Origin of the sequence: Vibrio sp. ER1A (genome assembly GCF_000733315.1) — a bacterium.
Taxonomy (GTDB): Bacteria; Pseudomonadota; Gammaproteobacteria; order Enterobacterales; family Vibrionaceae; genus Vibrio; species Vibrio mediterranei.
This window is the reverse complement of sequence record NZ_JPJA01000086.1, coordinates 883,156-896,517: the sequence shown is the minus strand read 5'-3', so window position 1 is coordinate 896,517 and position 13,362 is coordinate 883,156. Positions and strand designations below refer to the sequence as shown.

The 13,362-nt window shown below is 43.8% G+C and carries 13 protein-coding genes; all 13 read left to right on the top strand.

Annotation, left to right across the window (positions count from 1 at the left end):
* The first annotated feature begins 25 nt into the window (after window positions 1–25).
* Window positions 26–1,543, top strand: coding sequence for an arylsulfatase (locus tag HW45_RS11220; RefSeq protein WP_051868121.1), 1,518 nt, complete (start codon window positions 26–28; stop codon window positions 1,541–1,543).
* Window positions 1,544–1,734: 191 nt separating this feature from the next.
* A complete protein-coding gene (locus HW45_RS11215) occupies window positions 1,735–3,039 on the top strand; it encodes an anaerobic sulfatase maturase (protein WP_038227036.1) in 1,305 nt (434 codons plus the stop codon).
* A gap of 9 nt (window positions 3,040–3,048) precedes the next feature.
* A complete protein-coding gene (locus tag HW45_RS11210) occupies window positions 3,049–3,597 on the top strand; it encodes a hypothetical protein (RefSeq protein WP_038227035.1) in 549 nt (182 codons plus the stop codon).
* Window positions 3,594–4,649 carry a hypothetical protein gene (locus HW45_RS11205; protein ID WP_152559662.1) on the top strand — a complete coding sequence of 352 codons (1,056 nt, stop codon included), beginning with the start codon at window positions 3,594–3,596 and terminating at the stop codon, window positions 4,647–4,649. The genes HW45_RS11210 and HW45_RS11205 overlap by 4 nt, the downstream gene beginning before the upstream one ends.
* 19 nt (window positions 4,650–4,668) lie before the next feature.
* Window positions 4,669–5,655 carry an AAA family ATPase gene (locus tag HW45_RS11200; RefSeq protein WP_443083037.1) on the top strand — a complete coding sequence of 329 codons (987 nt, stop codon included), beginning with the start codon at window positions 4,669–4,671 and terminating at the stop codon, window positions 5,653–5,655.
* A gap of 4 nt (window positions 5,656–5,659) precedes the next feature.
* On the top strand, window positions 5,660–6,595 hold the full coding sequence (locus HW45_RS11195) for a DUF58 domain-containing protein (protein WP_038227033.1): 936 nt from the start codon (window positions 5,660–5,662) through the stop codon (window positions 6,593–6,595).
* Window positions 6,588–7,064: a DUF4381 domain-containing protein gene (locus tag HW45_RS28375; protein WP_051868015.1), complete on the top strand. Its 477-nt coding sequence runs from the start codon at window positions 6,588–6,590 to the stop codon at window positions 7,062–7,064. The genes HW45_RS11195 and HW45_RS28375 overlap by 8 nt, the downstream gene beginning before the upstream one ends.
* A 9-nt stretch (window positions 7,065–7,073) precedes the next feature.
* On the top strand, window positions 7,074–8,096 hold the full coding sequence (locus HW45_RS11185; RefSeq protein WP_038227032.1) for a VWA domain-containing protein: 1,023 nt from the start codon (window positions 7,074–7,076) through the stop codon (window positions 8,094–8,096).
* The gene (locus tag HW45_RS11180) at window positions 8,093–9,709 is read left to right on the top strand and encodes a vWA domain-containing protein (RefSeq protein WP_038227031.1); all 1,617 of its coding nucleotides are present in this window, start codon (window positions 8,093–8,095) and stop codon (window positions 9,707–9,709) included. Before HW45_RS11185 ends, HW45_RS11180 begins: the two co-directional genes overlap by 4 nt.
* 68 nt (window positions 9,710–9,777) lie before the next feature.
* The gene (locus HW45_RS11175) at window positions 9,778–10,992 is read left to right on the top strand and encodes a BatD family protein (protein WP_160171215.1); all 1,215 of its coding nucleotides are present in this window, start codon (window positions 9,778–9,780) and stop codon (window positions 10,990–10,992) included.
* Window positions 10,993–11,089: 97 nt separating this feature from the next.
* The gene (gene phnD / locus HW45_RS11170; protein ID WP_006069603.1) at window positions 11,090–12,013 is read left to right on the top strand and encodes a phosphonate ABC transporter substrate-binding protein; all 924 of its coding nucleotides are present in this window, start codon (window positions 11,090–11,092) and stop codon (window positions 12,011–12,013) included.
* 334 nt (window positions 12,014–12,347) lie between these two features.
* Complete coding sequence (locus HW45_RS11165) at window positions 12,348–12,992, top strand: TetR/AcrR family transcriptional regulator (protein ID WP_038227029.1); 645 nt, start codon at window positions 12,348–12,350, stop codon at window positions 12,990–12,992.
* Window positions 12,993–13,307 carry a J-domain-containing protein gene (locus tag HW45_RS11160; protein ID WP_038227028.1) on the top strand — a complete coding sequence of 105 codons (315 nt, stop codon included), beginning with the start codon at window positions 12,993–12,995 and terminating at the stop codon, window positions 13,305–13,307.
* Window positions 13,308–13,362: the final 55 nt, after the last annotated feature.

Here is a 13,362-nt window from a genome sequence, read left to right as displayed (position 1 = left end):
CGATTTCGGCAACAAAGCCACGTCAATGACAAGTTTCGCAACAACCGACACTTCACGTCCAAATATTTTGGCAATTTGGGGTGACGATATCGGTATTGATAATTTAAGTGCATACACTAAGGGCCAGGCAGGTCACTGGACTCCAAATATCGACCGTATTGCTAACGAAGGTGTCTTATTCACTGATTTCTACGGTGAAAACTCATGTACAGCAGGTCGTGCAGCCTTTATTACAGGTCAACACCCAATGCGTACTGGTTTGACTAAGGTAGGTATGCCAGGAGCCAAACAAGGCTCAAAAGCTGAAGACCCAACGATTGCGACTGTGCTTAAAGAAAAAGGCTACATGACGGGCCAGTTCGGTAAAAACCACCTTGGTGACCTAGATGAGCACTTACCAACTAATCACGGCTTTGATGAATTCTTCGGTAACCTATATCACTTAAATGCTGAGGAAGAGCCAGAGCATCAAGATTATCCAAAAATGCCTTGGTTCAAGAAGAAATTTGGACCGCGCGGTGTGATTCACTCCTATGCAGACGGCAAGATCGAAGATACGGGTCCATTAACGAAAAAGCGCATGGAAACAGTGGATGAAGAGTTTCTTGCGGCAGCTCTCGATTTCATCGAACGAGCTCACAAAGAAAATAAACCGTTCTTCGTTTGGTTCAATGCGACTCGTATGCACGTTTGGACTCATCTTAAAGAAGAATCAAAAGGTCTTTCAAAGCGCGGCGGTATTTATGGCGATGGCTTGGTAGAGCACGACAATATGGTTGGTGAGCTCTTAGACAAACTAGATGAGCTAAAGATTGCTGACAATACTATCGTAAGTTACACAACAGATAATGGCGTTGAGAAACTGTCTTGGCCAGATGGTGGTACAGCTCGTTTCCGTGGCGAGAAAAACTCATCATGGGAAGGTGGTCACCGTGTCCCTGCCATGATGCGCTGGCCAGGGAAAATTCCTGCTGGCTCTGTTGTCAACGAAATCGCAGCGCACAATGACTGGATGCCAACATTTGTTGCAGCAGCAGGGGATACTACGATTGTAGAAGATCTGAAAAAAGGTAAGAAGATCAATGGTAAAGAGTACAAGGTACATCTTGATGGCTACAATCTGCTTCCTGCATTAGAAACAGGCAAGGCGACTACGGAGCACAACTTAACAACGTGGCCGCGCCAGTATTATATTTATGCAACAGATGTTGGTGATATTTCGGCGGTTCGCGTCGGTGATTACAAGATTATGTTCAGTGTGAACAACTGTCATGGCTTGGAAACTTGGAACTGTTCATTTGAAGAGCTACGAGCTCCTAAAATGTATAACCTACGCCAAGACCCATATGAGGTCGCTGATCACGAAGGGATGTACACTCAATGGTACATCGAACACTTGCCTTACCTATACTTAGGCGCTGCGACCACAGGTCAGTTCCTTCAAACGTTCCAAGAATTCCCACCTAGACAGGTTCCTGGATCTTTCTCTATCGACCAAATTGTAGAGAAAATGAATATCTGGCAAAGAGCTCAATATAAATAAAGCTATTGTTTTGCTCATCAAAGCTCGACATTAATGTCGGGCTTTTTTTACATCTAAATATAAGAAATTGCTTCGCAACTAAGCAGTAAAATTACCGATTACGGTGAATTAAGTTGGCGGGATAATGGCACTTCAATGAACACAGGGAAGCGCTTGTCACAAGGTTCGTGACACCAACGCGAGGCTTCAATATGTCCCAAAAAACACAGCATCTCGGCCAAACACTTCCGCTAAAGCAACCTGCTAAGCGTATGAATATTATGACTAAGCCTATTGGTTCAGCCTGCAATATTGACTGTTCATATTGTTATTACTTGAGCAAAGAAGAGCTGTTGGGGCATGACAAAGGGTGTGGCAGTCAAATGTCACCGGAAATGTTGGAACATTATATTAAGTCTTATATTGAACAACAAAACTTCCCTGAAATCGTCTTTCACTGGCAAGGTGGGGAACCAACATTACTGGGTGTGAAATTCTTTCGTGATGTGGTTCGTTTACAGAAAAAGTATCGTCCGAAAGGCGTGAAAATAGAAAATAATCTGCAAACTAACGGCACTTTACTGAATGACGAGTGGGGTAAGTTTCTTAGTAAGAATAACTTTATGGTTGGACTAAGTATTGATGGCCCAGAAATGATCCACAATACCTACAGAAAAAATCGCTCGGGCAAGGGGACTTTCAAGCAAACTATGCGAGGTGTGGATATCTTGCACAAGCATAAAGTTAACTTTGCTACATTGTCTTGTGTGAACAACATATCTGGTTCTAATCCGTTAGAGGTTTATCGTTTCTTACGTGATGAAGTGCGCTCGCTACAGATGCAATTCATACCTATTGTTGAACCCAAATCTTTTCGAGAAACCGCGCCTCAACATTGGCCGGAATCAGAAATACTATTCCAAGGAATGCCCGAAACAGAGCCAAACCATCCAAATTCGATACTAGAACCTTGGTGCGTATCGGCAAGCCAATGGGGCAATTTCCTTTGCACTATTTTTGATGAATGGCTCGAAAACGATATCGGTCAGGTCAATGTTCCGTACTTCGAAGCATGCATTGAGTCCTGGATGGGACGAATTAACCCACTCTGCGTGTTTGCCCCTATGTGTGGTAAAGGTTTAGCCATTGAGCACAACGGCGATGTGTTTGCCTGTGACCATTATGTTTATCCGGAATACAAACTGGGCAATATCAATGACGTGGCGTTAGAAGATTTACAGTTTTCTGCAGGCCAACAAGAGTTTGGGAACGCCAAGGAAGGCACTCTTCCCAAACAATGCAGAGAGTGTCAGTACCAGTTTGCATGTTTTGGAGAATGTCCAAAGAATCGCTTTATCAAAACACTCGATGGGGAAAGTGGTCTTAATTATCTATGTGGTGGCTGGAAACAGTTCTTCTCCCATATCGACCCATATATTTCAATGGTTGTTGCAACGATGGGGTATCCGGTACACAAACGCATCAATGCCGATGCAATGAAAATTCGGTTTAAGTAGGGAGCTGAAATGATGAATACCATCCGTAATATGGTTCTCACCAGTTTATTGGCGTTGATGTCTAGTGGGGCAGTCGCTTCCGTGAACAAAACTGAAAACATTGAGACTTTATTCCCTGCTGAACAGGTAGAAAAGATGATTGATTTGGCATTTGAGAATATGAGAATTCGGTATACCGTTTTTGCTACTCAGTTCAATTACTGTCAACAACATCCTAAACACTCTGATTGTGGGGATTCCTACCAGAAGAAGCGAACGCAGTATCAAATTGCAAAAGGAAATCATGACGTACTGGAACAGGTGTTTAATCAACAGATGAAGACATTGGTTATGCCTGAAATGGCTTATCCAACTTTAGTTGATTCCTTACGTGAACTGGCATATTTAGATTCATCCGCCAATTCCGATATACGCTATATCGACACCTTACACGCTGTAAATGAGTGGCTCGATATGCACGAAATGCCGCAGACCGAACACGTCTATTTTCTTCACGCCTTAATGATCAGGACAGAAGCGTTAAGCCAACAGATACGTGATGAGGACCTATCATCGTGAGATCGCTCATTAATATGATTTTTCTGGTCGCCAGTGCTTTGCTTCCGGTGATAGGTAGTACTAATACGATAGATAGTACTAACACGACAGATAGTGCTAATACAACAGATAGTGTTAACGTCTCATCGCCACAAAAAACGACGCACGAGTATAGTAGAGAAAATACGTTATCTGAAATGTCTCAGGATGCGACGTTACCGCTCAGTCAGCGTATCGCCGCAACCCAGATGTTGGGAAACTACTCCGGTGCGAATGCGTTAATAGCGCTAGGTCGTGCATCAAGGTCAGAGTATATCGAGCTCAGGATAGCAAGTATTACCGCTGCGCAAAGATGGCAGGGCAGAGCAAGGTGGGATCTCATTTCGCCGTTACTAGAAGACTCTGAACCAAGAGTGCGTTCGCGTGCGGTAAGCGCATTAGCACCATTATGGACATCACTTCCTGACCAACATCAACAAGTACTAGACGCTGCGATAGAACAGCAACTAACAGTGTCTGGCGATACGACGGATGGACGAGTTGAGAGGGCCTGGCTATACCGTATGCGTCAGCAATACGACGAAGCTAAGCCGTTATTACTTAAAGAGTGGAAGAATGAGCCTAGCGTTCAAGTTGCGGTTGAATTGGCAGAACTCTATAAAACAACCGGACAAGATCACGACTCGATACGTGTATTAAGCCAAGGGCTTGAGGTTCATCCAACATCATCAACACTGCATCACAGTTTGGCGCTCACGTATTGGCGAAAGCAGCAAAACCAATTAGCAATCGAACATATGCAGCGAGCCCATGAACTAGAGCCAGATAGCACTCAATATACTTATTTACTCGGACTTATGCTGGCCGAAAGTAACCCTGAAAGGGCGTTAGATTTGTTTGAACAAGCATACGTTCAGTTAGGTGTACCTCATTATCTGTACTCGCTTTGTGAAGCAAAGCTAGCCATGGGGGTCGACGCCTCTACTTGTTTAACACAGCTACGCAAACTCTACCCTGAAGAGGCCTTGATGCCGCTGACCAAAAAACACGCTCAAGCAAAGAACGCTAATTAGAATAATGATGACTCAAGATATCCAACACACAGTACTTACTAGGCTTATTAGTCAGGTAAATCGAAATGTCATTGGCCAGCAGCATGTAACGAAATCTATGGTGATAGCGTTGTTAACTGGTGGCCATATTTTATTGGAAGGATTACCGGGTACCGCAAAAACAAGAGCAGTAAAGACCCTAGCGGATTGTTTGAATCTTGACTTTAGCCGAATTCAATTTACCCCGGACTTATTGCCTTCTGATATTACAGGGACTCAAATCTACCAACACGAAGAAGGAAAATTGGAATTTCAGCCAGGACCGATCTTCAGTTCAATTGTACTTGCTGACGAAATCAATCGCTCTCCGGCGAAAGTACAAGCGGCGTTACTCGAGGCGATGGCAGAAGGGACCATCACTGTCGCAGGGGAAACTAAGTCACTGCCTCAACCTTTCATGGTGCTAGCAACGCAAAATCCCATAGAACAAGAAGGAACCTATCCTTTACCTGAAGCACAAATGGACCGCTTTGTTATGAAAGTCACTGTGGATTATCCGAGTAGCGAATCAGAGATGGATATTATTCGTTTAGTTCGAGATGAGGATAGAAACGAGCACAAGTCGGCGACAAAGATGAACGCGACCTTTGAAGGCAACGAATGGTTTTCAGTTGAGACATTAAATGCCGCGCGAGAAGCTGTAAAGCAAATCCATGTTTCGGATGCGATAGATAGGTACTTGGTTGATTTAGTGGTCGCGACTCGTTGCCCTGAAGCTTATCCGCAAAGCGGCTTAGCAGATTGGATAGATGTTGGTGTAAGCCCAAGAGCATCGATTGCATTGGATCGTTGTAGTCGTGCTCATGCGTTTTTATCAGGTAGGGACTTTGTGTCGCCTGACGATGTCAGAGCCGTTGCTCCGTTCGTATTAAGCCATCGCTTATCTCTCAGCTTTGACGCTGTTTCTGAGGGCATAAACACAACGCACGTCGTTGATGAGCTATTACGTCAAGTGCCGTTGAGTTAGTTACATGAAGACGACCGCTGTGGATCTAAGAATCGCAACTACCTTAAAGGCGCTCACGCAAGTAAAACACCGTTTACATGCGTTTCAGTTTCCACCATCGAAAAAGGTAGAAAGTCGGCTTGTTGGAGGACATTTATCAGGTTTTCGGGGACGCGGTTTGGAGTTTGAAGAATTTCGTCATTATCAAGCGGGTGATGATGTCCGAAATATCGATTGGTTAGTGACGGCCAAAACAAATCAACCGCACGTCCGAGAATACCGACAAGAGAAAGACCGAACTGTACTGCTCTGTGTTGACCAGAGAAGCAACATGTACTTTTCTACCGTCGAGATAATGAAATCCGTTGTGGCGGCACAAGTGACTGCTGCACTCAGTTGGCAGGTGCTTCAGCAAAGCGACCGTGTCGGCGCCCTTGTATTTGGAACTCAAGGTCTAAGCTGGTTTAAACCTAGGCGAGCACATAGTGAGCTTCTACGATTGTTTCGCTTACTAGAAACAGAAAATAAGGAATTGGTAAAACGTAATAGTGAAACTGAGAGAGTGACTTTTAACGGTGTTGTACAACGCTTGCTGCGTCAAAAATTAAAGGGTGCAGTGATTGTTGTGATTTCAGATTTCTCCGACTTTGACTCTGAAACACGTTTTATGATTCGTCGACTGCAAGCACACAACGACCTAGTATGTGTTTCAATTCAAGATCCGATGGAGCAAGAACTATTAATACAGGAGGCGATTTGCTTCAGTGACGGTGAACTTCAAGTCGCAGTGGATAGCAGTTTTCAAGAGAAAATCGACAACTACAATACTCTGTGGCAACAACATCACCTCAGTGTTAAACAGGAATTGCAATCTCTGGGGATACCTTATCTTCAACTCGATACGTCAGGACAACATTTCTCGCAATTAAAGCAACAGTTGAGTGAGAAAGTAGATGTCTAAAAACAACATATTACTACGAGATTTAATTGATCCAGCTATACCCGAGATGACGCCATTTTTCCCGCAGACAATCGGCTGGAAAATAGCCGGAGTTTTTATATTGTGCAGTAGCTTGCTCGTCTTGTTGAGGTGGTGGAGAAGTTATCAAGCCAACCGTTATCGCCGTATCGCATTGAAAGCCATCGCACGCTTACCTAAGAATCAGCCGAATTACTACTTAACGGTACTCAATAGCGTTTTGAAACAAACCGCGTGTCATTGCTATCCGCATTCGAGTGTTGCTTCTTTGTATGGCGAAGCATGGCTGTTGTTTTTGCAATCTAAGAGCAATTCAAATGTGTTCTCGAGTTCAATTGCTCAACAATGGCAGCAGGCAATCTATGCCAAAAACCGGAATCAAGAATGGACCCCCGGTCAATTAATGCAGCTTGAGGTAATGGCCTGTGACTGGATTAAACAGCATCGTTAAGGTAAGACAATGATCAAGTTAGAATATCCTTGGCTTATGATTTTGCTTCCATTGCCATATTTCATTTATCTCTGGGCTCCAAGTTATAAGACAACACAGCAGGCACTTTCTGTTCCTTTTTTTACGCGACTGGTCAATGGACTAAACCTTCGTGCAACTAAAGGGGCAGCCAGTCTTAGAGCCAGTCGTTGGCAGCGTGTGTCGATTATCGCTACGTGGTTAATGTTGGTGATAGCAATAGCAAAACCAATGTGGTTGGATACACCTAAAACCTACCAGCTTAGCGGCCGTGATCTTATGTTGGTGGTGGATTTGTCAGGTTCCATGTCGGAAAGGGACTTTCTAGATGATTCTGGAAAAGAACAAGATCGTTTAACCGCTGCCAAATCGGTGCTCGAAACATTTGCCGCAAAACGAGAAGGTGACCGACTGGGGTTAATTCTTTTTGGTGATTCCGCCTATCTTCAATCCCCGTTTACTGCTGAACATGAGGCGTGGCTTGCTTTGCTCGATCAGGCCCAAGTAGGAATGGCTGGAGAGAGCACACACTTGGGAGATGCGGTCGGTCTAACGATAAAAACATATATAGATAACCCTGAGAATCAGACGCTAGAGAAAGTCGCGATCATACTGACAGATGGCAATGATACAGACAGTTTAGTGCCACCCATTGACGCTGCAAAAGTCGCTCAGGCATACGGTATTCGACTGTATATAGTTGCCATGGGCAGCCCAAATACGACAGGCGATCAAGCCATAGATTTTAGCACGATCGAGACAATGGCTACAGTCACCGGCGGGCAAGCGTTTCTTGCTATGTCCCAAGAAGATTTGGACGCTGTATATCAGACCATTTCGGTGTTGGAACCTAAGGAATATCAGAGCTTTACTTATCAACCTAAAACTAGCTTGCATTTTGTGCCAGTGCTGTTGGGAGTTCTGAATCATCTTATGTTTATGCTCTATCGGCTAATGTTTCAAACCAAAGTCTTTTGTTTTAGAGTAAAAGCACAGCCTAAGAGGGAACTATGACTGGTCAAGCGCTAATAGAGCAGTTTCATTTTCTTCGACCGTTCGGGCTGCTGTTGTTGATCCCTTTACTTAGTATGGTTTATTTGCGTTGGCGTAACGAAGCAAAGAGAAATGAATGGATGACGAGTTTGCCCATTCACCTGCGTGATGCATTGCTGGTGGGGAGGCCAAACTGGTTTAGCCAATTGCCTTTAAAGGGGCTGACGCTGGTGGGCTTTATCGCGATTATCATTGTTGCTGGCCCAAGTTGGTATCGACAAGCCTCTCCTTTTGCAGAAGATACAGCGCCACTGGTTGTTGTTTTGGATGTCTCTAGCTCAATGTCGCAGTCAGATGTTGCTCCAAGCCGACTGTTTATTGCAAAGCAGAAAGTACTCCAATTGCTCAAGTTGCACAATAAGGGGAAAGTATCTTTAGTCGTGTTTTCTGGAAGTGCTCATCTGGTTATGCCTCCGACGCAAGATCTAGCTCTATTCGAACCGCTCCTTAACGCGATTAAGCCTAATGTGGTACCAAGAGACGGAAAATTTGCTGAATACACCTTGTCACCAATCCACCAAGTGTTAAGTAAAGCAAAGTCATCGGGCACGGTATTATTAGTAACAGATGGGCTAAGTAACGAAGCGATAATTGCCTACCAAGATTACTTCTCTAGTCACAATCATCAATTGTTGATTTGGGGAATCGGTCATAGCGATACCGATGTTGTTTTTCCTTTAGAGGAGAGGAAGCTAGCGTCGTTAGCAAATCGCGTTGACGGTCAGTCGGTGATGTATTCGCTAAATAACGAAGATGTCGTTGAACTTGCTTCATTGATTGCGAAACACGCTCAGTTTTATGGAGGTGAGAGTGAGCCATGGTATGACTCTGGCTATTACTTGCTTGTGCCACTGATGCTGCTGTATCTGTTGTGGTTCCGACGTGGGTGGTTAGTTCAATGGGGGATGCTCATCGTAATGTTATTGGGCTCGGGATATAGCCCTACTACTTATGCTGATTCGATACATTGGATGGATATTTGGCTGACCAAGGATCAACAAGGTCAACGCCTGTTTGCTCAGCAGCAATACGAGTTGGCGGCTAAGACTTTTGAGGAACCGTATTGGAGAGCAACCGCTTATTTTCTATCAGGCGACTACATTAGTGCTCAACAGTACTACATGAGAGTCGATACTACGGATTCACAACTTGGCGCGGCAGCATCACTTGCACATCAACGGGAATATATGGCCGCTCGTCAGCTTTATCGTGACATATTGGAGCGAGAGCCTGCAAATGTGACAGCGACTCAAAACCTAGAACTCATGGAGCGGATCATACAACACATAAATGAGTTTTCAGAAGGCCAATTAACCAGTGGTGAAATGGAAGCTAGCAAGGAGTTAGGAGATGAGCCACAAACTGCGGAAGGTGTGACTCAAGAAGTTGATCCTTCGTTGTTACAAGAGCAAAAACTCACAGCAGAAGATTTGCTTGCCGATTCTTCCGTTCACGATAAATGGATGAAACGCGTCAATAGTGACCTCAGCGTATTTCTTACTTATAAATTTCATCGACAGTTGGAGATGGGAGTTGCTACGCAACGTTACGTAGAGCAGAAGGGAAATCAATGAGAGTTAGGTGGTCGTTTTTATCTTTTGCTGTACTGGTCTTAATAACGTGGAGTTGCCAGGCGACAACTATGAGTGAATTGCAACAAAAGGGACGAGTATTTATCAAGGCTTCGGTCACTCCAACAGGAACCGTCTCCCTTCGTCAACAAACAACCATTACGATAGAGGTTGGCACGGATACGTGGTTTACCAAAGGAACTCGAGTACATCGTTTTGAAGTAGAAAATGCGCTGATTGCCAATCGAAGTCGGTTTGCGATTAATGGTACTCAGCGACGATATGGTAAAACTTACGCGATACAACAGTGGGAAGTGACCCTTTACCCTTTAACAACGGGGAAGCTAGCCATTCCAAGTATTACTGTCGAATTGCAGGTGAAAGGGGACAACGGCGATCCTGATGTGGCCGGTTACCTTGTAACAAAGCCAGTAACTTTTGAGGTCAATAAGCCGTCAGCAATGATGGTGCCAGATAAGACTTGGTTAGTGAGTTCCAACATATCTCTGCAACAGGAATGGTCATCACCATCGTCCAAAGATCAGTTTGTCGTGGGAAGTGCGCTTCAGCGAGATGTCGAACTTCAGGTGCAAAGTAGCACCATAATGCTTCTGCCAGAGCGGTTAAGTGAGATACAAAGTACTACCGATTATCAGGTTTACTTTGAAGCCATCAACAAGCAAGACCTTGTAAATCGGGGGGAATACACTGCCGTATTGCAGGAACAATACACTGTTGTGTTCGACACAGCTGGAAAGTTTACCTTACCTTCTATCGATGTATACCAATGGAACCCGAAAACACAGCAATTAGCGCGGCATGAACTACCCGGTAAGAGCGTTTTTATCAAGCATACGTTTAGAAGTTACTTGAGTACTTATTGGATCGAGTTGTTCGTCCTAGTTATCACAATCTGCGTACTAGGGTTTGCCGGGAATGTGAGTTTTCGGCGTTATAAAATGGCTAAAGAAAGGGGGCGGTTACCATTGCTGTGGTCTTTCCTTCTAGCTCTTCGAAACAAGGATAATGTCCGGCTAGAGAATGTCGTTTACCTTAAGATTATGACACTAGGGTGTAGTGAGATGACGCAAATATCGTCAGATGTTAATTTCGTCAGAATAATCAATAAGATAAATCAGAGCCGCTACATCATGAACGTAAGCCAACAAGCCCCATTGTCCAAGTTTGATTGGTTGACCATTTGGTACAGAATTGAGCGCGCGCCTAAGGCAAAGCTTCCTCTTATTGGACGTTCATCTAGCAAACGTATCTACCAACCGGATTAATATGACTTTCACGGAACTGTAAAAAACTCATAAGCAGGAACAGTTCCAATAGTGTCGACTCTAAACACGAATATCTGTCGACATTAAGGAAAATGAAATGAAAAACCGTTGGATAGGAGCTCTATTACTCGCAGGCTTAGTCTCTAACAACCTACATGCCTCTATGCCTAAAGCCATTAACCTCGGTATCTTAGGAGGGGAAAACGCCGAAGCACAAATCGGCAATAACCAATGTGTTGTAGAGTTTATGCAGGAGGAGTTGGGCGTCAAAACCAACATACGAAACTCGAGTGACTATAACTCAGTGATTCAAGGCTTACTGGGGAAGAAAATCGACTTAGTGATTAACATGTCGCCGAAGGCATTTGCTGAGGTATATCTCAATGATCCTGAAGCCATCGATATCATTGGTTTGATTGCAGACAACACAGATAACTCAAGAGGCTATCACTCGGTGGTCATCGTTAAGGCTGATAGCCCTTATCAAAATATTGATGATTTACGCGGCCACTCGTTTGCTTTTGCAGATCCTAACTCAACATCAGGATACCTGATTCCCAACAACCAATTAGAACGTCAAGTTGGTGGAACTATGGATAACCGCTTTAATGGCTTTTTTGAGTCACTAAGTTTTTCTGGAGGTCACGAACAGAACATTGTCGGAGTTATCAACGGTCAATTTGACGCAGCGGTCTCCGCTTCGAGCATGGTCGGTGACAGAGCGAGTGGTTATTCAGCTGGTGCGCTTCACCGATACGCCAAGCACGATCCTGAAGTGATGGACAAGATTCGTATTATTTGGCAATCACCACTGATTGCGAATGGCTCTACTATCGTGAGTAATGATTTAGACCCTAAATTTAAAGCCAAGCTTGTTGCTGCAGTAAAAAAATTAGATAAAGAAGACAATGCATGCTTCTCGAAAGCAGCTGGTGGCTTAAGACATCTTGCCGACACCAGCATTGAAGAGTACCAGTCCGTTATTGACCTTGTTTACGCGACCAAGTTTGTTCAGCGATGAATGTGTAAGCTTCTAACCTGAGTACATCTACTTGTTAAAGACAGAATGACCGAATTATGGTCAATATTCCTTAAAAAGAGCGTTAATCGTTACGCTCTTTCATCGTTGTCATATTCGTATCCCCTTACTTAATATCTATTATTCAACTTCAGTTATCCAGCCATTCGCGCTGACTTATCTGTTGAATGAAAGCTCAAATATCTGTCCTTTTTAGAATGATAAATACTTGGATTCTTCGTCTCTGGATCAAAAATCACCTTGACATGGTGGTGGGTTATTAATTAAGTTAATGATATAAACTTAATGTCGTTAACTAAATAAGAGTGACCAGGAAATGACAAACAAGAAAAGTAAAGGTCGACCTGCGCAAATAACAAGATCTGAAGTAATTGAATGCGCACTACAAATAGGGTTGTCCAATGTGTCGATGCACACACTGGGTAAGCAACTTGGTGTGAGTGCGACTGCACTCTATCGTCACGTAAGTTCAAAGGAAGAGCTTATCGTTTGTTGCAGCGACTACGTAATTGAGAAAGTTGAACTACCACAAGAGAAAGAGTGGGATAAGTATCTTTACGTGTTTGCAGAAAATTTCAGGTCGGTATTACTTTCTTATCCGAATTCCGTTGAGTTTGTTAGATACAACCAGCAGTTTACTCCCGCAAGTAGCGTGCTCGCCAATGATGTATTAGGGGTTTTTCGGAAATCAGGCTTTGAGGCAGAAGTTGGATTTATGGCGTTCGCGAGTGTTTATACGCGTGTAACGGACATTGTTCAGCACCAAGAACAAGCGAAACTGCAACCTCAAACTGCATCTAATCAAGAGCCTTCTTCTTTGATTGACAACACGTTGCCGAATCTAGCGTGGTTACTGAAACAGACGAAACCCGTTGACTATGAAAAGTACTTTGTTGACGGGATCAAAATTACTATCGAAGGGCTAAAAGTGGTGTATTCACAACGCAATAGTGAGGCTTAAATGTCGATTTTTATAGACAATGCAATAAGTGGATGGATTCGTAAAGCAGAGCAAACCGGGGAGTTAAAGGACAATCCCTACAAAGGAAAAAGTATTTATTTGGAAGATTATTTTAATACGCCAGCAGAGCACCGCATGGGTATGAAAATACTCAAAGATGCCAATTGCCTTCCTCCGGCAATTCAATTAATGAAAGAGATTGAAGTAAAGAAAGAGCAATTCCAACAAGAAGCTAACGAGAATTCAAAGGAGGCTCTAAGAAAAGAGATTATCTCTTTAGAGCTGAAAAGAAACCTGCTCCTGGAGAGCCAATAATGAAAGCTTGTCCATTTTGCGGAAGTAATATGTTACTAGTGGAATGGAGGACCTC